The sequence below is a fragment of the uncultured Xanthomonas sp. genome (genome assembly GCF_964278005.1).
Taxonomy (GTDB): Bacteria; Pseudomonadota; Gammaproteobacteria; order Xanthomonadales; family Xanthomonadaceae; genus Xanthomonas_A; species Xanthomonas_A sontii.
Window position 1 is genome coordinate 538,410 of sequence record NZ_CAXYKF010000006.1, and the last position, 26,058, is coordinate 564,467.

A 26,058-nucleotide genomic window follows, 5' to 3' on the forward strand; every position below is an offset into this window, starting at 1 on the left:
GGCCGCGCCGGCCCTGCTACCGTCGCTGGTTCGATCGATGCGAAGGAGAGGGGAAGAGATGAGCCAGATCACAGTGCGCGGGCGCCGCCGTGTCGCCAGGCCGGTCTGCGGCCTGCTGTGCGCGGCCCTGGCCGCGGCCGGCAGCGCCGCCGCCAACGCGGCCCCGGCACCCGCGGCGGCGGCTGCCGCCGATCCTGCGGAAAGCGGCTACCAACTGCCTTCGGCGCCACTGCAGGCCATCGTCGATGCGCCGCGACCGCCGCAGCTGTCGCTGAGCCCGCGGCGCGATCTGGCGGCGATGCTGCAGTTGCCTGCGCTGCCCGGCATCGCCCAGGTCGCGCAGCCGGAACTCAAGCTGGCCGGGCTGCGCATCCATCCGCGCACCCGCTCGCAGAGCCGCTTCGCCTTCGGCGACAAGCTGTGGCTGCTGCGCATCGCCGACGGCAGCGAGCTGCAGATCGAAGGCTTGCCGTCGCCGCTGTCGATCGCCGGCATGGCCTGGGCACCGGACCAGCGGCATCTGGCCTTCAACCAGGTCGACGGGCGCAGCGGCGCCAACGAACTGTGGGTGGTGGACATCGCCGCGCGGCGGGCGCGACGTGTCGCCGAGCGGCTCAACACGGTGTCCGGCGAGGGCTATGCGTGGATGCCCGACAGCCGCCAACTGCTGGTGTTGCTGCAGCCGCAAGCGCAGGGCGCGGCGCCGCCCGCCGACGCGGTGCCGACCGGGCCGGCAGTGCAGCAGACCGCCGGTGGTGGGGCCACCGCCTTGCGCACCTACCAGGACCTGCTGAAGAACGAGGCCGACGCGCGCCAGTTCGACTATCAACTACGCGCGCAGCCGGCGCTGGTCGACGTCGACGGGCGGATGCAGCGCATCGCGTCTCCCGACCTGTATCTGTCGCTGGCGCCGTCGCCGGACGGCCGTTATCTGCTGGCGCAGCGCCTGCAGCGGCCGTTCTCCTACCTGGTGCCGGCCAGTGGCTTCCCGCGCACCATCGAGGTGCTGGACCGCGCCGGCAAGCCGGTGCACACGGTGGCGCAGCTGCCGCTGGTGGAAGGCCTGCCGACCGGCAACGATGCGGTGCGCACCGGCGTGCGCGATATCGACTGGCGCAGCGACGCGCCGGCCACCCTGGTCTGGGCCGAGGCCCAGGACGGCGGCGACCCCGCGCGCGAAGCGGCGGTGCGCGACGCGGTGCTGATGCAGGCGGCGCCGTTCAAGACACCGCCGGTGACGCTGGCGCGCCTGCAGTCGCGCTTCGCCGGCATCGCCTGGGGCCGCGGCGACCTTGCGCTGATCGACGAGTTCTGGTGGAAGACGCGCCAGACCAGACAATGGCGCGTGGCCCCGGACCATCCCGCGCAGGCGCCGCAGCTGCTGGTAGAGCGTTCGCAGGAGGACCGCTACGCGGATCCGGGCACGCCGGTGACGGAGCGCGATGCGGCCGGCAACCCGCGCCTGTTGATCGCCGCCGACGGTCACAGCCTGTTCCTGCGCGGCGAAGGCGCCTCCCCGCAGGGCGATCGACCGTTCCTGGATCGCTACGATCTGGACACGCGGAAAAGCACGCGCCTGTTCCAGTCGCAGGCGCCGTATTACGCGGTGCCGCAGGCCTTGCTCGACGCCAGTGGCCAGCGCCTGCTGATCACCCGCGAAACGCCGCGGGAGCCGCGCAATTTCTACCGGCTCGACGCTGCGAACGCGGAGCCGGTGGCGCTGACCCATTTCACCCATCCCACGCCGCAGTTGCGCGACGTGCATAAGGAACAGATCCGCTATCGGCGCAAGGACGGGGTGGAGCTGACCGCGACCCTGCTGCTGCCGCCGGGCTACGACGCCAAGCGCGACGGCCCGCTGCCGATGCTGATGTGGGCCTACCCAGGCGAGTTCAAATCCGCCGACGCCGCCAGCCAGGTCACCGATTCGCCGTACCGCTTCAACGCGATCGGCTACTGGGGCCCGCAGGCGTTCCTGGCGCTGGGCTATGCGGTGCTCAACGATCCGTCGATGCCGATCGTCGGCGAGGGTGCGCGCGAACCCAACGACACCTACGTCGAGCAACTGGTCGCCGATGCGCAGGCGGCGGTGGACGAGGTGGTGCGGCGCGGCGTCGCCGACCGCAACCGCATCGCCATCGGCGGGCATTCCTACGGCGCCTTCATGACCGCCAACCTGCTCGCGCACACGCGCCTGTTCAAGGCCGGCATCGCCCGCAGCGGCGCCTACAACCGCTCGCTGACCCCGTTCGGCTTCCAGTCCGAGGAGCGCACCTACTGGCAGGCGCAGCCGGTGTACCAGGCGATGTCGCCGTTCAACTACGCTGACCGGATCAAGGATCCGCTGCTGCTGATCCACGGCGCCGAGGACAACAACTCCGGCACCTTCCCGATCCAGAGCGAGCGCATGTACGCGGCGATCAAGGGCAACGGCGGCACCGCGCGGCTGGTGATGCTGCCCAACGAGGCGCATGCCTACCGCGCGCGCGAGTCGGTGCTGCAGATGCTGGCCGAGAGCGAGCGCTGGCTGCGCACCTATCTGGGACCGGCGCCCACGCCGACGTCCATGCCGGCTGCGGCAGGCGCCACGCCGCGCTGAGCCGCGCCTGCGCCACGGCCGCACGTGCGTGCCGCCGTGGCGCAGGGCGCTGCTGTGCAGTGCAAATGGTTCGCTTTGAAACCGTCGCGCGGCCGACGGGAACGCGATCCCTTTTCGGTTAGGCTTGCGGCGCCCCCACTGCCGAGCCATGCGTTTCCCGATGAACGAGTCCCGCAGCAGCATCGTCCTCGCCACCCCCGACCTTCCCCTGCGCGACGACGTGCGCCGCCTCGGCGCCCTGGTGGGCGACCTGCTCGCCGAACAGGTCTCGGCGCAGTTCCTCGACGAGATCGAACGCATCCGCACCACCGCGATCGCGCGCCGCGAGCGCGCCGCGCCGCTGTCCTCGCTGAGCGAGCAACTCGCCGGTCGCGCACCGCGCGATGCCGAAGCGCTGGTGCGCGCCTTCAGCACCTATTTCCAGGTGGTCAACATCGCCGAGCGCGTGCACCGCATCCGCCGCCGCCGCGATTACCAGCGCAGCAGCGCCGACACGCCGCAGCCGGACGGCCTGCTCGACGCCTTGCGCCGGCTCAAGGCGCAGGGCGTCGGCATCGACGAACTGCGCGACTGGCTGCCGCGCATCGACGTGGAGCCGGTGTTCACCGCGCACCCGACCGAGGCGGTGCGGCGCGCGCTGCTGGAGAAGGAACAGTTGATGGTGGCCAGCCTGGTCGACAACCTCGACGGCCTGCGCACCCCGGGCGAGCGCGCCACCGACGCGGCGCGCTTCCGCATGGCGCTGACCGCCTCGTGGCAGACCGCCGATTCCTCGCCGGTGCGTCCCACCGTGGAGGACGAGCGCGAGCATGTCGGCTTCTACCTGACCCAGGTGCTGTACCGGGTGATCCCGGTGATGTACGAGACCCTGGAGCACGCCATCGAGCAGACCTACGGGCAGGCGCTGAGCCTGCCGCGGCTGCTGCGCTTCGGCACCTGGGTCGGCGGCGACATGGACGGCAACCCCAACGTCGATGCCGCCACCATCACCGCCACGCTCGACGCGCAGCGGCGTGCGGTGCTGGAGCGCTATCTGAAGGAACTGTGGCAGCTCGCCAGCCTGCTCAGCCAGTCGACCACCCTGGTCGCGGTCAGCGCGCCGCTGCTGGAGCAACTGGAGCGTTACCGGCAACTGCTGCCGGAGGCCGCGGCGCGCTCGCGGCCGCGTCACGGCGACATGCCGTACCGCCTGCTGAACGATCTGATGCGCGCGCGCCTGCAGGCGACCCTGGACGATGCGCCCGGTGCCTATGCCGCGCCGGCCGAACTGGAAAGCGACCTGCAGTTGATCCTGGACAGCCTGCAGGCCAACAAGGGCCTGCACGCCGGCTGGTTCGCGGTGCGGCGCCTGCTGTGGCGGGTGCGCAGCTTCGGCTTTCACCTGGCGCGGCTGGACGTGCGCCAGGAGTCCAGCGTGCATGCACGCGCGGTCGCCGCCGCGCTGGACACGCAGGACTGGGACGCGCGCGCGGTGGAAGCGCGCGCAGGCCTGCTCGGCCCCTACGCCAGCGGCGAACAGGCGCTGCCGGCGGCCGACGACGAAGGCAATGCGCGGCTGGACGCGGTGTTCGCCGCGCTCGCCGATGCGCGCGCGCGGCACGGCGCCGATGCGCTGGGCAGCTACATCATCTCGATGGCGCACGACCGCGCCGACGTGCTGACCGTGCTGGCGCTGGCGCGCCGCGGCGGCCTGGTCGATGCCGACGGCGCGGTGCCGCTGGACATCGTGCCGCTGTTCGAGACCGTGGACGACCTGCGCGGCGGCACCGCGACCCTGCGCGATCTGCTGGCCGACCCGGTCTACCGTCGCCACCTGGCCGCGCGCGACGACGTGCAGATGGTGATGCTCGGCTATTCCGACAGCGGCAAGGACGGCGGCATCGCCGCCTCGCGCTGGGGCCTGCAGCGCGCGCAGGTGGAACTGCTGGAGGCGGCGGCCGAACTCGGCATCCGCCTGACCTTCTTCCACGGCCGCGGCGGCTCGATCGTGCGCGGCGGCGGCAAGACCACGCGCGCGCTCGAAGCGGCGCCGCGCGGCAGCGTCGACGGGCGCCTGCGCGTGACCGAGCAGGGCGAGGTGATCCACCGCAAGTACGGCATCCGCGCGCTGGCGCTGCGTTCGCTCGAACAGATGACCGGCGCGGTGCTGCTGTCGAGCCTGCGCCCGCGTGCGGCCGATGCGCGCGAGGCCGGCTGGCGGCCGGTGATGGACCTGGTCGCCGAGCACAGCAGCCAGGCGTACCGCGGCTTCGTCGGCGATGCCGAGTTCATGCGCTATTTCCGCCTGGCTACGCCGATCGACGTGATCGAGCGCATGACCCTGGGCTCGCGGCCGTCGCGGCGGCTCGGCCAGGATGCGGCGCTGTCCAACCTGCGGGCGATTCCCTGGGTATTCGCCTGGAGCCAGGCGCGCGCGGTGATCCCGGGCTGGTACGGCGTGGGCAGCGGCCTGCAGGCGGCGGTGGACGCCGGCCACGAGGACGCGCTGCGCGCGATGGCCGCGGACTGGCCGTTCTTCCGCACCTTCCTCGACGACATCGCCATGGTCCTGTCCAAGGGCGACCTCAACATCGCCGAGATGTTCTCGCGCCTGTCCGGGCCGCTGCACGCGCGCTTCTTCCCGCGCATCCGCGACGAACTGGCGCTGACCAAGGGCTGGGTGAAGGCGCTGACCGGGCAGTCGTCGCTGCTGCAGCACGATCCGCGCCTGGCCTTGTCGATCCGCCTGCGCAATCCGTACATCGACCCCATCAGCGTGCTGCAGGTGGACCTGCTGCAGCGCTGGCGCGCCACCGACGGCGAAGACGAGGACCTGCTGCGGGCGCTGGTGGCCTGCGTCAACGGCGTCGCCCAGGGCGTGCAGAACACCGGCTGAGCCCGGTGCTTCCAGGGCGCCGCCGGTGGGTACCGGCGGCGGCCGGCCGTGATCCGCTTGCAAGCGGACAAAATTGTCCGATAATGCCGCGCATGGAGATGCGAGCCGATACCGCCCACCGCCGCCGCCTGTTGCTGGACGCCGCCGACGAGGTGTTCTGCGCGCACGGCGTGCTAGCGCCGCTGGAACTGGTGGTGGAGCGCGCCGGCCTCGGCCGCGCCACCCTGTACCGCCATTTCGCCGACCGCACCGAGTTGATGGCGGCGCTGCTGGAACGCGGCCTGGACGGCCTGGAGGGCTGCGCGCGCGAGATCGGCACGCGGCCGGACGGGCTGTTCCTGCTGATGTACGACGTCGCCGAACACATCGCGATGTCGGCGCCGCTGGCCGACTACTGGCGGTCGATGCCGCGCGAGCATCCGACGATCGCCGCGGCGCATACGCGGGCGATGGCGATCCTGCTGCCGTACCTGCAGCGCGCCATCGCCGCCGGCCTGTGCCGCGCGGACCTGGGCGAGCAGGACCTGGCCCTGGCGATGGACATGCTCGGCGCCTGCCAGCGCGGCAGCGACGAGGCCGAACGCAAGGCGCTGGCGCAGCGTTGTTGCCGCCTGCTGTGCCACGCCCTGGCCACGCCCGCGGCGGCGGCCGAGTTGTGAGCGCCGACGGCGCCGCGCGTCGACGCGCCTGGCCATGGCGGCTGGCGCGCGCACTGGCGATGCTGGCGGTGCTCGGCGCCAGCCTGTGGGGGGCGCTGTTCCTGAGCTATCTGCCGCATACCGGCGCGGTGGTGCGCTACGGCTCGGCGCTGCTGTGGGCCGCCTTGGGCGGCGCGGCGCTGTGGGGCCTGCGGCATCCGCGCGAGTACCGCGTGCTGCCGCTGCTGTTCGCGGTCGGCTGCGCCGGCATGGCGGTGGGCTGGTCGGCGCTGCAGCCGCAGCAGAACCGCGACTGGGCCGACGATGTCGCGCAACTGCTGCAGCCGCAGGTGGACGGGCATGTGGTGACCCTGCACAACGTGCGCAATTTCGCCTGGCGCAGCGACCACGACTACACCCCCCGCTGGGAGACGCGCCGTTACGACCTGGAGCGGCTGGCCTCGGCGGACCTCGCGCTGTCGTACTGGATGGGGCCGGCGATCGCCCACACCCTGGTCTCGTTCGGCTTCGACGACGGCCGTCGCGTGGTGTTCTCGCTGGAGATCCGCAAGGAGCGCGGCGAGGCGTTCTCGGCGCTGGCCGGGTTCTTCCGCAACTTCGAGCAGGTGATGGTCGCCGCCGACGAACGCGACATCCTGGCGGTGCGCAGCAACGTGCGCGGCGAGGACGTCTATCTGTACCGGCTCAACCTGTCGCGTGCGCAACTGCGCCAGCTGTTCCTGGGCTACGTGGCGCGGGCGCAGCAACTGCAGCGCACCCCGCGGTTCTACAACACCGCCACCAGCAACTGCACCACCATCGTGTTCGAACTGGCGCGCAAGCTCGATCCCGCACTGCCGCTCGACATCCGCCTGCTGCTGTCCGGCTACCTGCCGTCCTACGTCTACGCGCAGCACGGCTTCGTGCCCGGCTACAGCCTGGCCACGCTGCGCGCGCGCGGCCGCATCGGCGAACGCGCGCGCGCGGCTGGCGTTGGCGACGACTTCTCCACGCGCATCCGCGCCGGCATTCCCGGCGACGATCCCGCCGTCGCGCCATGACCCGGTACTTACGTCTTGCGCGGTGCGCGGGCACCGCGCTGCTGGCTGCCGGGCTGCTGCTCGGCAGCGGCTGCGCCATGGTCAGCGTGCAGTCGCGCAGCGCTGCCGACTACATCGCCACCCAGCGCGGCGACGTGCTCAGCACCGGCAAACTCAGCGATGCCAGTCTGGAGACGTTGCGCGTGCTCGCGCTCGATCCCAAGACCTGCGAGGCGGACGTTCCGGCCTGCGCCACGCAGCTGCGCGCCCTGCAGGGGCTGGATCAGGAGCGGCGGCTGGCGACCCTGTCGGAGCTGTGGGTGCATGCGGCCAATGTGCGCACGCCGCGGCAGGCGAGGGCGCTGGACGATGCGACGCTGCAGGCCTGGCTGGAAGCCGCGCGCTACGCCTACGCCTACCTGTTCTACACCCAGCGCCCGGCCAGCGCGCGCGCCTTCGAGGACCGGCAGACCCAGGTGCGCGACTACTACAACTACGCCGTGCAGCAGGTGGTCGGCGAGCTGTTCCTGCGCTGGCGCGCCGGCAGCGCCAGCGGCGAGTTGCACGACGACGACACGCTGCGCACGGCCGGCTGGCAGGTGCGCGCGGACATGGGCAGCTTCCGCCTGCCGGGTGGCGTGGCGCGTCCGGACGCGATGCTGCCGGCGTCGACGCTGCGCTTCGATGGCTTACGCAGCACCTACCGTCGCGACGGCTTCGGCGCCGAACTGGTCGCGGAGATCGCACCGTCCAAGGTCGGCGACCCGACCGCGGCGGCGGCCGCCAAGGCCACGCCAAACCCGCACGCGCCGGCGTTCAGCGAGATGCCGTATGCGCCGACCACGGTGCTGCTGCGCTTCGACGGCGACAGCCTGGCGCAGGTGCTGGACACCCGCAGCGTGGTGGTCGCGCCCTACGATCCGTACCGCGACGGCGAGGTCGAGGTGCACGGCCAGCGCCTGCCACTGGCGGCCAACTTCACTGCGGCCTATGGCCTGTGGCTGGCCCGTGCCGGCTTCGCGCGGCAGTCGCTGCGCTCCATGCTCGGCCGCGAGGATGGCATCGACCAGCCGCATCTGTACCTGATGCAGCCGTACGATCCGGACCGACGCATCATCCTGATGCTGCACGGCCTGGCCAGCAGTCCGGAGGCCTGGGTCAACGTCGCCAACGAACTGATGGGCGACGAACAACTGCGCCGCCACTACCAGATCTGGCAGGTCTACTATCCGACCAACATGCCGATCGCCTGGAACCGCGCGCAGATCGAGACGCTGGTGCAGCAGACCCTGCGCCATTTCGACCCGCAGGGGCAGGCGCCGGCCTCGCAGCACATGGTCCTGATCGGCCACAGCATGGGCGGGGTGATCGGGCGCCTGTTGGTCAGCGACTCCGGCGACACGCTGTGGAACGACCTGATCGGCGCGCGCGGCGACCGGCGCCCGCTGGACCCGCAGGCGCTGGCGCAGTTGCAGCCGCTGCTGCGCTTCGCGCCGTTGCCGGAGGTGGACCGCGCCATCTTCATCGCCGCGCCGCAACGCGGCACCACCTTCGCCGAAGGGCGCCTCGGCCGCCTGGCCGGGCGCCTGGTGCGCCTGCCGGTGACGCTGCTCGATCGCTTGAACACCTTGCTGCAGGGGATCGACGGCCCCGACGGCGCGCCGATGCGCGTGCCCAACAGCATCGACAACCTGCGCGACACCGATCCGTTCGTGCGCGCGGCGGCGGACCTGCCGATTTCGTCGGCGGTGCGCTACCACACCATCATCGCCCGCCGCGATCCGGCGGTGCCGCTGGCCGACTCCGACGACGGCTTGGTGCCGTACCGCAGCGCGCATCTGCCGGGCGCGGTCTCCGAACTGGTGATCACCTCCGGCCACAGCGTGCAGGAGACGCCGCAGGCGATCCTGGAGATCCGCCGCATCCTGCATGCGCAATTGCAGGTGGACGCCGCCGCGACGCGGTGACGCTGCCCGTGACGGGCGGTTGTGCGCGTTCTTCGTCGAGCGCCCGCTGGGTTGCGTTGTCGCCTCATGCGCCCCACGGGCTGGGCGAGGCATCGCCTGCTGGAGCGTTGGCCGCCGCGTCGACGGAAGCGGCCAGGATGTCGCGCTGCCATCGGTGGCGCAGCCGCAAGACGGCACGGCGAATGGTTTCAATTGTGCCGAATTGCGCAGGAAAGGCGCCGAATCGTCGGTCGACGACCTGCGGTGACATCGTTGTCATCAAATTGCAGCCGCGCCTGCCAACAATGCGCGCCGCCGCTAACACGATCACGGCCTCTCTCCCCTCCATGCCCGGCCTGCGGCCCGTTCCGTTGGTCGCGCCTACGTTCGGATTTTTCATGTCGCACTCGATCCATCTTCAGAAACGCCTGTCACTGGCGATCGCCGCCGCGTTGCTCGGTGTCGCGCCGATGGCCTTGGCCCAGGCGCAGGATGCGCAGGAGACGCAGACCGCCGCGTCCGACGCCAGCGCCAAGACCCTGGACAAGATCACCGTCGCCGTCACCCGCTACAACGCCGCGGACATGCAGATGGCCGCGACCAACACGGCCAACGTGCTGTCGGCCGAGGACCTGAAGTACACCGCCGTGCACAACATCGCCGAGGCGCTGGGACTGCTGCCCGGCGTCAACGTGGTCAACACCGGGCAGTCGTACTTCGGCGGCGTCGACGGCGCCGCGCGCGGCGAGGGCATGTTCGCCTCGGTGCGTGGCCTCAATGCCGAGTACAACGTCAACCTGATCAACGGCGTCAACGTGGCCCAGGGCCTGCCCTACAGCCGCAGCGTGCAGCTGAGCCTGCTGCCGCCGTCGGGCCTGCAGACCATCGTGTTGAACAAGACCTCCACCGCGGCGATGGACGGCGACGCGATCGGCGGCACCATCGACTACCGCACCCCCAGCGGCTTCGACTACAGCGAGGCGATGGGCGGCAGCGTCACCGCCAGCGGGCGTATGGAAAGCCGCGCGCGCGACTACGGCGACAACGGCCTGGGCAAGGGCGCGGCGGGCGAATTCCACGCCAAGTTCGGCGCCGACAACCAGTTCGGCGTGTACACCAGCGCGTACTACGACGAGCGCCACTACGTGAACAGCGAAGTGGCCAACGCCGCCGCCTCGCGTGGCGACTGGGGCAAGAAGTACTTCTCGCGCACCACGGCCAGCGGCCAGCCGGCGCCCGGCTACGATCCGCAGGACCTGCTGATGGCCACCGGCGCCAACATCGGCTATTCCGCCGGCGACACCAAGCGCTACGGCGGCAACGTGTCCTTCGACTGGCACGTCGACCCGAGCCTGCAGCTGTACGCGCGCGCCACCTACGCCTACGCCAAGACCGAGCAGAACACCGGCTACACCCAGCTGGTGCCGGCCAACGTGAGCCTGGCGCAGATCGGCACCACCGGCGTGTACCAGCCGCAGATCAACCGCGTGGCGGTGCGCTACTGGTACGAGACCAACCCGGAAGTGGCGGACCTGGCCACCTTCCAGTTCGGCGCCGACAAGCAACTGGGCAACTGGACGCTGTCGCCGAACCTGTTCTACAGCTACGGCGACAACGATCGCCCGGACCACGTGGAAATCTCCGCGCGCGTGGACCAGTACGCCTCCACCCAGTTCCCGTACGGCGGTGCCAGCACCTTCTCCGGCTACGACGGCGACGGCTTCCCCAAGCCGCTGCTGACCCCGGCGCTGCAGGCCCAGGCCAGCGACATCGGCAGCCTGTATGCGCGTCGCTACGGCCAGTTGACCAAGTCCTACAGCGGCCAGACCAAGGGCGGCGCCAAGTTCGACGTGCGCTACGACTTCGACCAGGGCGCGCTGAGCAACCTCCAGTTCGGCGTGAAGTATGTCGACAGCTCCCGCGACTTCACCTCGCGCGACTGGACCAACAGCAAGTTCACCGACGGCACCCTGCTGCGCGACACCGGCCTGGTGGTCGGCCAGTACGACTCGGTGTACCCGGGCAAGTACGCATGGCCGACGGTCAAGCTCAGCAACGGCGGGCTGAAGGCGATGATCGCCCAGCATCTGACCGCGGCCAGCTTCGACACCTGCGGCAGCCTGGCGATCAACAACCAGAACTGCGCGACCATGCGTGGCGACGAGGCGGTGACCTCGGCGTATGCGATGGCCACCTTCCGCAGCGGCGACCTGGAAGTGATCCCGGGCGTGCGCTTCGAGCACACCAGCATCCGCAACACCTTCTGGACCATGCCCGAAGACGCCAACGGCAACGAACTGCCCGGCTTCTTCAGCAGCAACCACACCAGCTACGACGTGCCGCTGCCGAGCGTGTTCCTGAACTACCGCCCGGGCAACGGCAATGCGGTGTACCGCGCCTCGGTGTGGACCAGCTACACCCGGCCGGCGCTGGTGCAGCTCGGCGGCGGCGCCAACTACGACGTCTCCAGCGACGGCACCACGGTCATCACCGAGGGCAATCCGGACCTGAAGCCGATCAAGTCGCTCAACGTCGACCTGTCCGGCGAGTGGGACAACGGCCACGGCGGCCACGCGATGCTGGCCGGCTACTACAAGCGCCTGACCGACTACATCTACGAGAGCGGCTCGGATCCGGCCAACGCCGGCACCAGCACCGGCGCCGGCAATGTGCGCTACGTGCGTCCGCAGAACGGCGGCGACGGCAAGGTGCTCGGCGTCGAGGCCGCGGTGCGGCAGACCCTGCAGGGCATGCCGGCACCGCTGGACGGCTTCGGCATCGGCGCCAACGTCACCCGCCAGACCACCCGCGTCGACCTGGGCATGGACGGCTTCCACGACGAGCGCATCCAGAACGCGCCGGACCTGATGGCCAACGCCGAGCTGTTCTACGAGAAGGGCCCGCTGTCGGTGAACCTGGCCTATCACTACTCCGGCGAGTACGTCTCGGTGTACGACTACTACAACCGCGGCGCCACCTGGGACGACCTGTGGGTCAAGCCGATCACCCGCGTGGACCTGCACGTGGGCTACACCTTCAACGAGCACCTGCGCGCCGACCTGTCGGTGGCCAACCTCACCAACCGCCTGAGCTACTGGGCGCACGTGGGCCACAACAGCACCGCGATCTCCGACATCGTCGATGCCGGCCGCACCGCGCTGCTGAACGTGAAGTACACGTTCTGAAGCGGGCGCTTGCGCACGCGGGACGTCGCCACCCGCCGCACGGCCCTGTGCCGTGCGGCGGGTGGGGCGTTGTCGGCATCGCCGCGATGTTCGTCTGGCTGGCGCTGACGATCCTGCCGGGAATTGCGTGGTCGACAGAGGTGCCGGTGACGGTGCCGATCGACGGCCTGCGCCTGGACCAGGTGCAACTGCTCGGCTCGCATAACAGCTATCGGCCGGTGCCGACCGCGCAGGTGCGCCAGCGCCTGCAGGCGCACGACGCCGCCGAATGGCCGGCACTGGCCTATGGCCATCCTTCGCTGCAGGCCCAGCTCGCGCTGGGGCTGCGGCAACTCGAACTCGACGTGGCCGCCGATCCGCACGGCGGCCTGTATGCCGCACCGTATGCACGCGCGGATGCGGCGACCCGGGCCCGCATGCACGCGCCCGGCGCCAAGGTCCTGCACCAGCCGGGCCTGGATTACGCCAGCCACTGCCTGCGCTTCCGCGATTGCCTGGCGATCCTCGCCGCCTGGTCGCGCGCGCACCCGCGGCACACGCCGCTGGTGGTGCTGGTCAATGCGGTGGATTTCGATCCGGTGCCGGGCCTGTGGCCGCACCGTTCCGCGTTCGACGCTCATGACCTGGACTCACTGGACCGCGACATCGTCGAGGTGGTCGGGCGCGCGCGCCTGATCCTGCCCGACGACGTGCGCGGCGCCGCGCCGAGCCTGCGCGAGGCGGTGCTGGCGCATGCCTGGCCGCGGGTGGCGCAGGCGCGCGGCCGCATGCTGTTCGTGCTCGACGGCAATCCGCGGCACGAGGCGCTGTATCGACAGGATCATCCATCGCTGCGCGGCCGCATGATGTTCGGCTGGTACGCGCCGGACCAGCCGGAAGCGGCGGTGCTGTCGATCGAGGATCCGCTGGCCGAGGCGCCGCGGATCCGCGCGCTGGTGACGCAGGGCTTCCTGGTGCGCACCCGCGCCGATACCGATGGCCGCGAGGCGCGCGCGCACGACCGCCGCCGCGCACGGGCGGCGCTGGAGGCCGGCGCGCAATGGATCAGCACCGATTACTACGCTGGCGCCCCGGATCCGCAGCGGCTGGGCTACTGGCTCGGTATCGCCACGGGCCTGCGCTGCGACCGGGTCACGGCCGCATGCGGCACGAGCGCACCGTGAGACTTTCCATGTTGGGGACGATGATGAAAACAAGAACGCGTTGGATGCTGTGGGTCGTGCTGCTGGTGGCGGCATTGGGCGCGCAGGCGCGGCCGGCGTCCAAGGCCGCGCCCGCGCTGCAGGTGGAGAAGGTCTGGATGCTGTTCCGCCACGGCGTGCGCGCGCCGCTGCCGGGCGAGGCCGCGGCCGCCGCGTTGGCGCCGCAACCCTGGCCGGTGTGGGACACGCCGCCGAGCCTGCTCACCGCGCACGGCCGCACGGCGGTGGAACGCAGCGGCGACTACACCCGGCAATGGCTGCTGCGCGATGGCGTGCTGCCGGCGCAGGGCTGCCCGGCCGATGGCACGGTCAGCATCTACGCCAACTCCGATCAGCGCACCATCGTCAGTGCGGAGCTGCTCGCCGACACCCTCGCGCCCGGCTGCCATCTGCAGGCCGGCCACCAGGCCGAGGGCAGCGACGACCCGCTGTTCCGTCCGGTGGAAGCCGGCGCGGTGGAGTTCGATGCCGCCGCCGCGGTGGCCTCGATCCAGCGCCAGACCGGCGGCCCGGGCGCGGTGCTGGCACCGTATGCGCGCGAACTGCGCACCATGCAGGAGATCCTCGGCTGCACGGAGCGCTGCGACTTCGTGCACATGCCCTCGTCGCTGACCCCGGGCGCGAACGGGCGCAGCCTGGCCTTGCACGGCCCGCTGGACCTGACCTCGGGCACGGCCGAGGTGTTCATCCTGCAGTACGCAGAAGGCATGCCGCTGGACCAGGTCGGCTGGGGTCGCGCGACGCCGGCGCGCATCGCCGCGGTGTCGCGACTGCACGCCTTGCTGTTCGAGATCTACGCACGGCCGCAGTACATGGCCGCGCGCGCGGGCGCGCCGCTGGCGCACCGCCTGCTGGACACGCTGGGCGCTGACGACGCGCCGCGGCTGAGCGTGCTGGTCGCCAGCGACACCCACATCGCCGCGCTCAGCGGCCTGCTCGACCTGCACTTCCACCTGCCCGGTTTCGGCCGCGACGACGCGCCCCCCGGCGGGGCGCTGGTGGTGGAGCAGGTGCGCGACCCACGCAATGGCCAGCGCTACGTGCGTGTGCGCTACCAGGCGCAGTCGCTGGACCAGTTGCGCGCGCTGACCCCGCTGAGCCTGCGCCATCCGCCGCTGCTGCAGACCCTGCAGATTCCGGGTTGCAGCGACGCCGCGACCGGGCTGTGTCCGCTGCCGAAGTTCCAGGCGCTGCTGCAGGCCGCGCTGCAGCGCCGCGGCTGAGGCGCTCCCGCCGTGACCATCGCTGCTGCCTGGCGGACCAGGGCGAAGCACAGCCGGCCGCCCTTGAGCGCACGCCGACGATGCGGTAGCGCGCGTGTCTGCCTGCGGGAGTCGACTGTCATGCAGCCGCGGCAAGCGCCGCCGACAGCCGACTGACACCCTCCGTCGTCGGGACTGAAGTCCCTCCCACAAGGAGGCCCAGTCCATCCTGCGGAACGACTTCCGTTGCGACGCGCGTTCCAAGCAACGCCTGTCGCGGCCGAAGCCGCTCCTGCGCGGAAGCGTTCCTGCGGCGTGGCATACCCCTGCCTGCATGGCCGTTGCCAGTGTCCGCCACTGGCCAGTTCCTACCACCCAAACGCAGAACGGGCCGCAATGCGGCCCGTTCTTTCTTGCAAGCGCGGGCAGGCCGGCTTACTTCAGCTTGGCGTCCGCGCGCAGCGCCTCGGCGCGGTCGGTCTTCTCCCACGAGAACGCGGTGGCCTGGTGCTGGGCGCCGGTGCCGTCGGTGTAGGTGAAGGCCTTCGGGGTGCGGCCGAAATGGCCGTACGAGGCGGTCTGCTGGTACATCGGGTGGATCAGGTCGAGCATCTGGATGATGCCGAACGGACGCAGGTCGAAGTGCTTGCGGATCAGCTTCTCGATCTTGTCGTCGGCGATCTTGCCGGTGCCGAAGGTGGTGACCGAGATCGAGGTCGGCTCGGCCACGCCGATGGCGTAGGACACCTGCACTTCGCAGCGGTCGGCCAGGCCGGCGGCGACGACGTTCTTGGCGACGTAGCGCGCGGCGTAGGCGGCCGAACGGTCGACCTTGGACGGATCCTTGCCGGAGAACGCGCCGCCGCCGTGGCGCGCCCAGCCGCCGTAGGTGTCGACGATGATCTTGCGCCCGGTCAGGCCGCAGTCGCCCACCGGCCCGCCGATCACGAACTTGCCGGTCGGGTTGATGTGGAACTTGGTGCCCTTGTGCAGCCACTTGGCCGGCAGCACCGGCTTGAGGATTTCCTCGCGCACGGCCTCGACCAGGTGCTTCTGCTTGATGTCCGGATCGTGCTGGGTGGACAGCACCACCGCATCGATGGCGGTCGCCACGCCGTCTTCGTAGCGCAGGGTGACCTGGCTCTTGGCGTCCGGGCGCAGCCACGCCAGCGGCGAGTTCTTCTTCTTGCGCACCTTGGCCTGCTGTTCGACCAGGCGGTGCGACAGGTGGATGGCGGCCGGCATGAAGCTGTCGGTCTCGCGGGTGGCGTAGCCGAACATCAGGCCCTGGTCGCCAGCGCCCTGTTCTTCCGGCTTCTTGCGGTCCACGCCCTGGTTGATGTCCGGCGACTGCTTGCCGATCAGGTTGAGCACGCCGCAGGTCTCGCCGTCGAAGCCGACGTCGGAGCTGTTGTAGCCGATGTCCAGGATCACCTTGCGGGTCAGCGCTTCCAGATCGATCCAGGCGCTGGTGGTGATTTCGCCGGCGACGATCGCCACGCCGGTCTTGACCAGCGTTTCGCAGGCCACGCGCGCGCGCTTGTCCTGGGTCAGGATCGCGTCGAGCACCGCATCGGAGATCTGATCGGCGATCTTGTCCGGGTGGCCTTCGGAGACCGACTCGGAGGTGAAGAGATAGCTGGACATCGCGGCTATATCCTTGTATTCGGATGAAAAGATGGAGGCGAATGATACACGGGCGCCGGGCGGCGTGCATGCTGCCCGGGTCGGACGTTGCCCAAGGTTAACCGGTTGGCGCGCCATGGTGCGCCCGTCACTTTGCCGTAGTCAGATTGCAAGATCGGTGTCGCCGCCGCGGCCGAAGCTGTGCGCAGTCAGCAAGGGGGCTTGCCGTGCTCGCACTCGAACGCCGTCTTCAGGACCGCTACCCGCACTGGTTTGCCGGACGCCGCTCGCGGCTGGTCCGGCCATTGCTGCGCGGCCTGCAGAAATGGTCGGGACTGGACGCGCTGGACGCGTTCCTGGAGGCCAACCGCGACCTGCGCGGTTTCGCCCTGGTCCAGGCCGGACTGGATTTCCTGCAGGCCCGCTATGTGGTCGCACCGACCGCCGCCGAGTGCATCCCGGCGCGCGGGCGCCTGCTGATCGTCGCCAATCATCCTTCCGGGGCGCTGGATGCGCTGGCGCTGCTGGACTGCGTGGGCCAGGTGCGGCGCGACGTGAAGATCGTCGCCAACGATTTCCTGTGGGCGCTGGAAGGCCTGCGCGACCTGCTGCTGCCGGTGCGCATCCTCGGCGGCGCACCGTCGCCGGCCAGCGTGCGGGCGATCGAGCAGGCGCTGGCGCAGGAGCAATGCGTGATCGTGTTCCCGGCCGGCGAGGTCTCGCGGCTGGGCTGGGGCGGCGTCGCCGACGGACGCTGGCGCCGCGGCTTCCTGCGCTTCGCCCTGCGCACCGCCGCGCCGGTGCTGCCGGTGCGCATCCATGCACGCAATTCGGCGTTGTTCTACGGCGCTTCGGCGCTGTTCAAGCCGGCCGGCACCGCGCTGCTGGCGCGGGAGATGTTCGCCCGCCGCGAGCGCCGCATCGCGCTCAGCCTGGGCCGCGCCCGCGCGCTGCCGCAGGACCTGCCCGAAGCCGAATTGATGCGGCGCCTGCGCAGCGAGCTGTATGCGCTCGGCCGCAGCGGTGGGCAGGCCGCGCCGAACGAAGAAGCGCTGGTCGCCGCCGAGGATCCGGCGCAACTGGCCGTGGAAGTGGCCGGCCTGCGCAGCCTCGGCCATACCCTGGACGGCAAGCAGATCCGCGTCGGCCGGCTGCGCGCCGGCTCGGCGTTGCTGCGCGAGATCGGCCGCCTGCGCGAGCTGACCTTCCGCGCGGTGGGCGAGGGCACCGGCCGGCGCCTGGACCTGGACGACTACGACACCTGGTACGAACACATCGTGCTGTGGGATGGCGCGGCCACCCGCGTGGTCGGCGCCTACCGGGTTGCGCGCGGTGCACCGGTGCTGGCCGAGCGCGGCCTGGCCGGCTTCTACACCGCCGAACTGTTCCGCTACGGCGAGGGCATGCTGCCGCGCATCGCCGCGGGCATGGAGCTGGGCCGCAGCTTCGTGGTGCCGGACTACTGGGGTAGCCGCAGCATCGATTACCTGTGGCAGGGCATCGGCGCCTATCTGCAGGACCATCCGCAGGTGCGCTACCTGTTCGGCGCGGTGTCGATCAGCGCCGCGCTGCCCTACGAAGCGCGCGAGCAGATCGTGGCCTACTACGCGCGCTACTACGGCGACGCCAGCGGCGAAGCCGCCTCGGCGCGGCCGTTCCCGTATCCGGAAGCGCCGTCGGCGTTCGACGAACTGGACGCCGACACGGCCTTCAAGGTGCTCAAAGGCAACCTCGACGCGCTGGGCGCGGCGGTGCCGATGCTCTACAAGCAGTACACCGATCTGTGCGAACCCGGCGGTGCGCGCTTCCTCGCCTTCGGCGTGGATCCGGCGTTCAACGACGCCGTCGACGGCCTGATCGAGCTGGACCTGCAGCGCATCCGCAGCAAGAAGCGCGCGCGCTACCTCGAACGTCCCCGCAACGAAGCAGAGGTGGTGGCATGAGTCCGCTCAACAGCCTGGCACCGCGCCGCGCCGTGTTCGTCTCCGATGTGCACCTGGGTGCACCGCATTGCCATGCACGCGAGCTGGCCGATTTCCTCGGCGGCCTGCGCTGCGACCAGCTGTACCTGGTCGGCGACATCGTCGACTTCTGGTGGATGGCGCAGCGCCGCGCGGTGTGGAGCGCGGCGCACCAGCGCGTGATCGATGCGCTGCACGCGCTGGCCCGCGGCGGCACCGAACTGATCTACGTGCCCGGCAACCACGACCGGCCGATCCGCCGCTTCTGCGGGCTGGCGCTGCCGGCGATGCAGGTGCGCCGGCGCGCGGTGCACGCCACCGCCGACGGGCGTCGCCTGCTGGTGGTGCACGGCGACGACTACGACAGCGTGACCCAGTTCGGGGGCCTGCAGGAGAAGTTCGGCGACTGGCTGTACTACCGCATCCTCACCGGCAACCAGTTGACCAACCGCGTGCGCCGCCGCCTGGGCATGCGCTACTGGTCGCTGGCGGACTACCTGAAGCGGCAGAGCAGCGCCGCCGAGCGCTACATCGAGCGCTTCGTCACTGCCGGCCTGGACGACGCGCGCCGCCGCGGCCTGGACGGGGTGATCTGCGGTCACGTGCACCGCGCCGGGCTGTTCGAGCGCGACGGCCTGGTCTACGCCAACGACGGCGACTGGGTCGAAAACCTCACCGCGCTCGCCGAAGAGGCCGACGGCACCCTGCGCCTGCTCTCGCACCGCGGCGACGTGCTGCGCGAACTGCCGCCGCGCCTGCGGCTGGTGCAGGAGAACGTCTGGCCGCGCGCGGCCTGAATCAGCCGATCGTGCCAGGCGGCGCTGCACAGCCTGGCGCGTGACTGGCAGGTCGTGCGTTCCACTGCTGCCGCGCCTGCGCGCCCCGCAGGTGTCCTTGTCGCGAATCGCCCCGGGCGTGGCACCGCCGTCCCTGCACTGGATGGAAGCGTAGAACCCGGTGTGACCGCTATTCCACGATGGCCCGTGTGTGGTGTGCATCACCACCACGCGCGCTTGCCCGGCTTCCGTGGCATCGGGTCTACTGCGATGCGTCGGCGCGACATGCCCGGGCAGGAATCCACGTTCGCGCCCGGGCATCACGCTGATCCATGTCGCTGCGGCGCGCGTGCGCCGCATCCCGATCCGTTCTGGAGTTGTGGAGACCGTGAAACCAGGGAAGGCGTTGTGCGGCCGGTCGCGCAGATCCATGGGGACATGGTTCGGCTTGGCCTGGTCCGCCGTTTCTGGCGATTCCGTCCAGGCGAACGTCACCGCGCCTGGCATGTGGCCGCGGACATGCCTGCGATGGGCGTGCCTGGGCGTCCTGCTCGCGGCGAGCCCGGCCGCGATTGCGCAGAACACGATCTATGGCTGCGCGGAGCCCGCCGCGCCGCGTCCGCTTCCCGATCCGCTGCTGTGCGTGCAGCAGGCGGGCGTGTCGACGCCGCACTCGGCGGGCGATGCGCGGGTCGAGGCATTGTTCGCACGTGCCAAGCAGCAACTCGACGGCGGCCGCTTCGACGCCGCCGAGCAGGCGCTGGATTGCGCGCAGGCCAACCTCGGCGATGCCGGCGGCGCGCGTTTGCGCTACGAGCTCACCCGCCGCCGCGGCATTCTCGATTTTCGCCGCGAACGCCTGCCGCAGGCGCTGGCGCGCTTCGAGTGCGCGGTCACGCTGTCCCGCTCGCTGCACGACCGCATGGGCGAGGCGCGCGATCTGAACAACGTCGGTGCGGCGCTGCGCCGGCTCGGCGATTTCCGCGGCGCCCTGCGCAACCTGACGCTGAGCCTGGACATCCAGCGCGCGCGCGGCGTGGTCTCTGCGTCCGTGCTGACCAATATCGCCGACGTGTATCGCGAACTGCGCGAGTCCGACACCGCGATGCGTTACTACCGCGATGCGCTTGCCGCCAACCGCGCGCAGGGCGACGCCATCGAGGCCGCGCACGTGCAGGAAACCATGGCCGAGCTGGCGCTCGACAGCGGCGACACGCCGCAGGCGCTGGCCTGGCTGCAGGAGGCGCTTGCCGTGTACCGGGCGCAGGGCCGCCGCGTGTACGAACTGCGTGTGCACGATGGCCTGATCCGCGCGGCATTGGCGCTCGGCGACGTCGCGCAGGCGCAGCGCTGGAGTTCCAGTGCGCTGGCGCTCGCCGAGGCATGGGCGCTGCCGCTGCCGTCGGCGCTGCAGTTGCAGCTGGCGCGGACCGCCCGCCTCGAAGGCAACGCGGCCGCCGCCGCGGCCCGCCTGCGCGCGGCGCTGGCGGCGGCCGCCGGCGGCGATCCGGTGCGGGTGCCGTTGCTGGAGGAGTTGGCGCGGCTGCAGGAAAGCGGTGGCGAGACGGCGGCGGCCATCGCCACGCTGCGGCGCGCGAATGCGGAGGCCGCGGCGCTGGTCCGCGCGCAGCACGATCGCCAGTTGGATTGGCTGCGGATCCGCTTCGACACCGCCGAAAAGCAGCGCACCATCGATGCCCTGCAAAGCGAGAACCGCCTGCGCCAGGTCCAGCTGCGGCAACGCACGTTGCTGCTGTGGCTGGCATTGGTGTCCGGCGTCGCAGCCGCGCTCGGCCTCTGGCTGTGGCTGCAGCGTCGCCGCCAGCGCGAACGTTTGCTGCAAGCCGCACGGCAGGTCCGCCACGAGGAGCAACTGGCTCGCTATCGGCGAGAGGCGGACGCGCTGGCCGAGGATCGCAGCCTGCTGCAGACCCTGCTCGACAGCCGCGAGGACGCGCTGTGCCTGCTCGATGCCGAAGGCCAGGTGCTGGCCACCAATCGTGCCGGCCGCCTGCTGCTCGGCGGTGCGGACGACGCCGAACCGGTCGGGCAGCCGGTGTTCGCCTGCGTTGCCGAGGGCGACCGCCCGGCGTTGCAGGCGGCGCTGGAGCGGATGGAGGACAGCGCGGCGCAACGCCTGGAGATCGTCGCACGGCATGGCACGCCGCTCGCCGTGACCTTCACGCCCTGGCGCGGCGGCGATGGGCTGGTCGTCCTTGGCCTGCAGGAACGCGACCGCGGCGCGGTGGCGGACACCGCGCAGGCCGAGCACACGCCAGCGGAGGCCGCCGCGCCTGCGTTGCGCGATGCCTTCCGGCGCGCGCTGGTCGACCTGATGCTGGCGGTCATCGACACCTGGGAGCGCGCCACCGCGACCGGTCGCCTGGAGTTGGCCGAGCGCAGCCGGATCTGGCGCGTGAACATCGATGACGGCCGCCTGCGTGCGCGGGCGATGGAGCGCTACCTGGCGGTCTCCAAATTGCCTAGCAACCCGCGCTGGCGGGACGTGCTGCGCTCGGCCTATTTCGTGCTCGCGCACTGCGAAGGGCTGTCGGCGGAGGCGCGCGCCGCCTTGCAGTCGAGGATCGACACGGTGCTGGCCTACACCCGCCGGGACGCGCTCGGCTGAGCAAGCCCGGCACTTCTCCTGCCGGCGATCGTCGGCTGCGCTAACCGGCGAGCGCGCCTGCATGGTGCGTCAGCGCCCGCGCTTGGCCGGGCAGACCACGCAGGCGCCCTTCAAGCCTTGCTCCATGCGGTAGGCGCTGTGGTGATCGCGTGCCAGGAAGGTCGTCGGGCCGAGCACGATGGGCTTGGCCGAGCGCGACGGCGCCACCACCTCGCAATAGGCGGCAATGGTGTTCAGCGTATTGGTGTACGGCTCGTGGCTATCGACCACGCCGCACTTGTCCATCGTCTGCCGCAACTGCTCGCCGTCGAAATCGAATTTCACCACCACCTCCGGTTCCTGGCTCTCCTCCAGGCACCAGTCCGGCGGCAGGGTGTCGTGGCCGTGGGCGATCAGCGGCAAGGTCAGCAGGGCCGCGGCAAGGGCGGCATGGAAGACGGAACGGCAGGCAGGCATCGGAACCTCGCAATGCGCAGAAGAAGAGTCCGCAGCCTACGAGCGGGGCTGCGGCCGATGCCAGCGCATCCGCGGGTATAGACCGGGAATAAATCCTCCTAAGGTATTGATTCTCCGATGGTGGCAACGCGCCGCGCTGCCGGCTCGCGCGTCCGCGGCCCGCCGTGCTTGCGCCGTGGCCCCGGCAATTCGACCCGATTCCCTCCCGTGGCGACCCGGGTTTGCCCTCGTGCCGCGGCGGCGGCCTGCCTAGCCTGAAATCGCCGGATCGCACCGAGTGCCGATGCGGCGGTGGCCATATCCCCCGGGGGTGATGCACGCAACCCCAGCCATCTCCAATCCCTTCCATATAGCGAGAGAACGCTCATCATGAAGAAGAAGCTCCTTGTCGCAACCGCCTTGCTGGCGGGCAGTGTGGTCGGCGCCCCTGCGCTGGCTGCGGAAAACCCGGTGGACCAGGCCGGCATCCAGCACAACATGTACCTGGGCTGCCTGATGGATGCCAATGCCTCGCCCGACGAGGCCCTCACCGTCGTGGTCAAGACGTGCGGTTACAACCCCGGCATGCCGCTGGAGCGGTTCATCGCCACGCAACAGCCCATCATCGATGCGGTCGATCCGACCCAGCCGATGACCGACAACCTGGCCGGGTTGCGCCAGCAGCTCAGTGCCTACGAATTCTCGTTCATCGTGCGGATGGACCAGGTCATCGAGAACGCCGAGGACATGGATGCGGCGGCGGTGCAGTTCGAGGAACTCGAGAAGGAAGCCATGGCACGGCTCGATCCTGCCTCCAGGAACGGCGCGCTGGTGCTGGGCGGGCTGAGCGTGGCCAAGCATTCCAACCGCTACTGGGCCAAGGTCGCGGCAGAGCATGGCGAGACCACGGCTGGCGACGCCACCGCGAAGAAGAAGGGGCGCTTCTGGCGATGGCTGGCCGTCGTCGGTTCGGACGTGGTGGGTTTCCTGCTCACCGAAAACCCGGTCACCGCGGCCACCACCTCCAGCACCGTCTACGACATCGTGTTCTGACCGGGCTGCAGCCCGCTCCGCTGGAAGACCGCCGCATCGTGCCGTGCGCCGATGCGGCGGTGACCGCCTGCCCATGACCCATGTGGGTCCGGGCCCACTCATCCCCGTTCAATGAAGAGAATGCACATGAAGAAGCACTTTGTCGCAACCGCCGCCCTGCTTGTCGGCAGCGCCGTCGGTCTCCCCGCGCTGGCCGCGGAGAATCCCATGGACCACGCCGGCGCCCAGCACAACATGTACCTCGGTTGCCTGATGGACCTCAATCCCTCGCACGACCAGGCCCTGACGCTGCTGGTCAAGAAGTGCGGCTACGCCCCGGGCATGCCGCTGGAGCAGTTCATCGCCACACAGCAGCCGATCATCGATGGGATCGACCCGACGCGCTCTGTGACCGAAAACCTGACGGGATTGCGCCAGCGGTTCAGTGCCGAGGAATTCGCATTCATCGTGCGAATCGATCAGATCGTCGAGAACGCCGACGATTTGGAGGCCGCCGCAGCGCAATTCGAGGAGCTGGAGCGGGACGCCTTGGCGAAGCTCGATCCCACCTCCAGGAATGGCGCGTTGATCCTGGGTGGATTGAGCGTGGCCAGGCACTCCACACGCTACTGGTCCAGGCAGGCGGCCGAAAGCGGTCAGTTCGCGGCAGAGGGCGGCACCTCGAAGAGGAAGGGACGATTCTGGAAGTGGCTGGGCGTTATCGCAGCCGACGTGATCAGCTATTTCCAATCGGAGAATCCCGGCACGGCGGCCACGTCCTCCGACGATGCATACACCCTGTTCTTCGAGGGATTCGGATTCTGATCCAGGCGTTGCCTGGGTAGGGAAGGGCACCCTGATGGGGTGCCTTTCCCCAGAGGGAGCGACGTCAGCTCATTCGCTTTGCTGCGACTCGGCGTGGACATGCCGTTGTCGTCGCAGGAGCGGCTTCAGCCTGTGGCGTCTCGCCGAAGCTAACGCCGCTCCTGCAAATGGCCTTCCCTCGTCATCGAAGATGGCCTTGCAGTCGCAGCGGCGCTTTCGCTTGAAGCGCTTGGCAGGATCGGCATCGGGCCGAACTGCCCGTGCCGCGTGTTGTACACCTGCGACAGCAGCAAACGAACGACTGCCGCGCCACTGCCACGGCCACGCACCCATTCCCGCATCGCTGCTAGCATCGGCCGATGGATTCCCTTACCCAGATCGTGCTCGGCGGCGCCATTGCCGCCGCCATCGCCCCGGCCGCACATCGGCGCGCGGCACTGCTTGCCGGCGCCGCGCTCGGCACCGTGCCGGATCTCGATGCGCTGATCCTGCTGCCGCTGACCCGCGATCCGGTGACGCTGATGACGGTGCATCGCAGCGTCAGCCATTCGCTGTTCGCGCTGCCGTTGCTCGGCTGGCTGATCTGGTGGCTGTTCCGGCGCTTCGGCCATGGACGCGTGGCCGAAGCGCCACACCGCTGGTTCTGGGCGATCCAGCTGGCGCTGATCACCCACCCGCTGCTGGATGCGTTCACCGTCTACGGCACGCAGCTGTGGTGGCCGCTGCGGCCAGCGCCGACGATGTGGTCGAGCGTGTTCATCATCGATCCCGCCTACACGCTGTGGCTGCTGCTGGCCTGCGCCATCGCCTGGTTCGCCCGCGCGCGGCGCGTGGCGCAGCAGGCGTTGCTGGTCGGACTGCTGTTGAGCAGTGTCTACCTGGGCTGGTCGCTGCTGGCCAAGCAGCTGGTCGACCGCGAGGCCGACCGCGCGCTGGCGGCGATGGGCCTGGCGCAGGCGCCGCGCTTCTCGGTGCCGATGCCGTTCAACACGCTGCTGTGGCGGGTGGTGGCGATGACCCCGAGCGGCTACGTGATCGGCGAGCGCTCGCTGGTCGCCGACCACGGGCCGATGCGCTTCCAGGGCTATCCTTCCAACACCCAGGCGCTGGCGCAGGTGCGCGAGCTGCCGGCGGTGCAGCGATTGAGTTGGTTCAACCGCGGCTTCATGCGCGCGCAGGTCAAGGACGGCGAACTGGTGCTCAGCGACCTGCGCATGGGCCTGGAACCGGACTACAACTTCAACTTCGCGGTGGCGCGACAGCAGGGCGACGGCTGGGCGGCGATGCCGCCGCGGCAGCTGCAGGCCGCGTACCGGGCGCCGGTGGCACGTGGACAGATTGGTGCGGCGCTGGCGCGGATGTGGCAACGGATCTGGACCGAGCCGGCATCGCCCGCGCCGGTGAGCGCGCAGGTGCCTACCGCGGCGCGTTGAGCGCGGCGCGATGCGCCTTCATTGCCGGCGCCAAGTCGCACGAAGCGGCAATGGCTGCCAGGGCTTACGAGCATACTTCTCGTGCCCGGCTGCCCCGCACGTGACCATCACCTGCCGCGGTGATTCCCCGTTGAAATCGAACTTCGTCACCACCTGCGGCTTGTGATCCTGCTGCAGGCAGCAGTCCGACGGTAGGTACGATGTCGTGCCGTGGACGGCTAACGGCAAACTCGAAGGGCCGCGACGACGGAATGCGCGCCGGCGGCCGCGATGCGGCCAGCGCGGCATGGGCGACGCGACGCTGGTGAGTGGGTGAGCTTCCTAACCACAAGGCGCGCAACAGCCGCGTTGCAGCGACGCCGCGGTTCCAGCGCATTCGCGGCGACGGATCGGGAACGAATCGGCGCAAGGCATTGATTCTTCGATCATGGAATGTCCGCCGGCAGCCAGGGCCACGTTTGCGCGATGTGGTGACGGTGCCATCGATTCGCCAATTCGACCCGGTTCGTTCCCGTCGCGACCCGGTTTCGTCCTCGTGCGTCGCCGCAGATCTGCCTAGCCTGAAACCGTCGCATCGCGCCGTGTGCCGATGCGGTGTGGTCGCCTCGCCTGGGTCCTCCGCGGGAACGTCGGGAGATCTGGGCCACCCTCCAT

At 70.3% G+C, this 26,058-nt stretch carries 17 protein-coding genes; 14 read left to right on the forward strand and 3 right to left on the reverse strand.

Features of this window, described 5'->3' with window-relative positions; translation table 11 throughout:
• The first annotated feature begins 115 nt into the window (after positions 1–115).
• The 5 genes from ACHWVH_RS04730 to ACHWVH_RS04750 all read left to right on the forward strand — a co-directional run bounded on the left by ACHWVH_RS04730 (position 116) and on the right by ACHWVH_RS04750 (position 9,119).
• Complete coding sequence (locus ACHWVH_RS04730; protein ID WP_394686817.1) at positions 116–2,599, forward strand: prolyl oligopeptidase family serine peptidase; 2,484 nt, start codon at positions 116–118, stop codon at positions 2,597–2,599.
• Positions 2,600–2,759: 160 nt separating this feature from the next.
• Entirely contained in the window at positions 2,760–5,474 is a 2,715-nt protein-coding gene (gene ppc / locus ACHWVH_RS04735) for a phosphoenolpyruvate carboxylase (protein WP_394686755.1), read from the forward strand.
• 83 nt (positions 5,475–5,557) lie between these two features.
• The gene (locus ACHWVH_RS04740) at positions 5,558–6,133 is read left to right on the forward strand and encodes a TetR/AcrR family transcriptional regulator (RefSeq protein ID WP_017912480.1); all 576 of its coding nucleotides are present in this window, start codon (positions 5,558–5,560) and stop codon (positions 6,131–6,133) included.
• 59 nt (positions 6,134–6,192) lie between these two features.
• Positions 6,193–7,173, forward strand: coding sequence for a DUF4105 domain-containing protein (locus ACHWVH_RS04745; RefSeq protein ID WP_167522050.1), 981 nt, complete (start codon positions 6,193–6,195; stop codon positions 7,171–7,173).
• Entirely contained in the window at positions 7,170–9,119 is a 1,950-nt protein-coding gene (locus ACHWVH_RS04750; protein WP_394686756.1) for a lipase family alpha/beta hydrolase, read from the forward strand. The genes ACHWVH_RS04745 and ACHWVH_RS04750 overlap by 4 nt, the downstream gene beginning before the upstream one ends.
• 64 nt (positions 9,120–9,183) lie before the next feature.
• Here ACHWVH_RS04750 and ACHWVH_RS04755 read toward each other — a convergent pair whose 3' ends face one another.
• On the reverse strand, positions 9,184–9,498 hold the full coding sequence (locus tag ACHWVH_RS04755) for a hypothetical protein (RefSeq protein WP_320744551.1): 315 nt from the start codon (positions 9,496–9,498) through the stop codon (positions 9,184–9,186).
• Between the two features lie 70 nt (positions 9,499–9,568).
• On the opposite strand from ACHWVH_RS04755, the gene ACHWVH_RS04760 reads away from it, so the two are divergent.
• The 3 genes from ACHWVH_RS04760 to ACHWVH_RS04770 all read left to right on the forward strand — a co-directional run bounded on the left by ACHWVH_RS04760 (position 9,569) and on the right by ACHWVH_RS04770 (position 14,708).
• Positions 9,569–12,283, forward strand: coding sequence for a TonB-dependent receptor (locus ACHWVH_RS04760; RefSeq protein WP_394686818.1), 2,715 nt, complete (start codon positions 9,569–9,571; stop codon positions 12,281–12,283).
• 86 nt (positions 12,284–12,369) lie between these two features.
• A complete protein-coding gene (locus ACHWVH_RS04765) occupies positions 12,370–13,446 on the forward strand; it encodes a Ca2+-dependent phosphoinositide-specific phospholipase C (RefSeq protein ID WP_394686757.1) in 1,077 nt (358 codons plus the stop codon).
• A 44-nt stretch (positions 13,447–13,490) separates the two neighbouring features.
• Positions 13,491–14,708 carry a histidine-type phosphatase gene (locus ACHWVH_RS04770; protein WP_394686758.1) on the forward strand — a complete coding sequence of 406 codons (1,218 nt, stop codon included), beginning with the start codon at positions 13,491–13,493 and terminating at the stop codon, positions 14,706–14,708.
• Positions 14,709–15,122: 414 nt separating this feature from the next.
• On the opposite strand, the gene metK is transcribed toward ACHWVH_RS04770, so the two are convergent.
• Positions 15,123–16,334 (reverse strand): methionine adenosyltransferase, encoded by a 1,212-nt coding sequence (metK, locus tag ACHWVH_RS04775; RefSeq protein WP_010342184.1) that lies wholly within the window; start codon positions 16,332–16,334, stop codon positions 15,123–15,125.
• A 206-nt stretch (positions 16,335–16,540) separates the two neighbouring features.
• Between metK and ACHWVH_RS04780 the strand changes: the two genes are divergently transcribed.
• From ACHWVH_RS04780 to ACHWVH_RS04790, 3 genes are all read left to right on the forward strand, one after another.
• Positions 16,541–18,256, forward strand: a complete 1,716-nt coding sequence (locus ACHWVH_RS04780; RefSeq protein ID WP_267085457.1) for a lysophospholipid acyltransferase family protein — start codon at positions 16,541–16,543, stop codon at positions 18,254–18,256.
• Positions 18,253–19,071, forward strand: a complete 819-nt coding sequence (locus ACHWVH_RS04785) for a UDP-2,3-diacylglucosamine diphosphatase (RefSeq protein WP_394686759.1) — start codon at positions 18,253–18,255, stop codon at positions 19,069–19,071. Before ACHWVH_RS04780 ends, ACHWVH_RS04785 begins: the two co-directional genes overlap by 4 nt.
• A 637-nt stretch (positions 19,072–19,708) precedes the next feature.
• On the forward strand, positions 19,709–21,679 hold the full coding sequence (locus ACHWVH_RS04790; RefSeq protein WP_394686760.1) for a tetratricopeptide repeat protein: 1,971 nt from the start codon (positions 19,709–19,711) through the stop codon (positions 21,677–21,679).
• 69 nt (positions 21,680–21,748) lie between these two features.
• Here ACHWVH_RS04790 and ACHWVH_RS04795 read toward each other — a convergent pair whose 3' ends face one another.
• Entirely contained in the window at positions 21,749–22,135 is a 387-nt protein-coding gene (locus ACHWVH_RS04795; RefSeq protein WP_148827875.1) for a hypothetical protein, read from the reverse strand.
• Positions 22,136–22,504: 369 nt separating this feature from the next.
• Here ACHWVH_RS04795 and ACHWVH_RS04800 point away from each other — a divergent pair, with 369 nt between their 5' ends.
• The 3 genes from ACHWVH_RS04800 to ACHWVH_RS04810 all read left to right on the forward strand — a co-directional run bounded on the left by ACHWVH_RS04800 (position 22,505) and on the right by ACHWVH_RS04810 (position 25,404).
• Positions 22,505–23,167 (forward strand): hypothetical protein, encoded by a 663-nt coding sequence (locus tag ACHWVH_RS04800; RefSeq protein WP_394686761.1) that lies wholly within the window; start codon positions 22,505–22,507, stop codon positions 23,165–23,167.
• 126 nt (positions 23,168–23,293) lie between these two features.
• Complete coding sequence (locus ACHWVH_RS04805; protein WP_394686762.1) at positions 23,294–23,971, forward strand: hypothetical protein; 678 nt, start codon at positions 23,294–23,296, stop codon at positions 23,969–23,971.
• A 359-nt stretch (positions 23,972–24,330) separates the two neighbouring features.
• On the forward strand, positions 24,331–25,404 hold the full coding sequence (locus ACHWVH_RS04810; RefSeq protein ID WP_394686763.1) for a metal-dependent hydrolase: 1,074 nt from the start codon (positions 24,331–24,333) through the stop codon (positions 25,402–25,404).
• Positions 25,405–26,058: the final 654 nt, after the last annotated feature.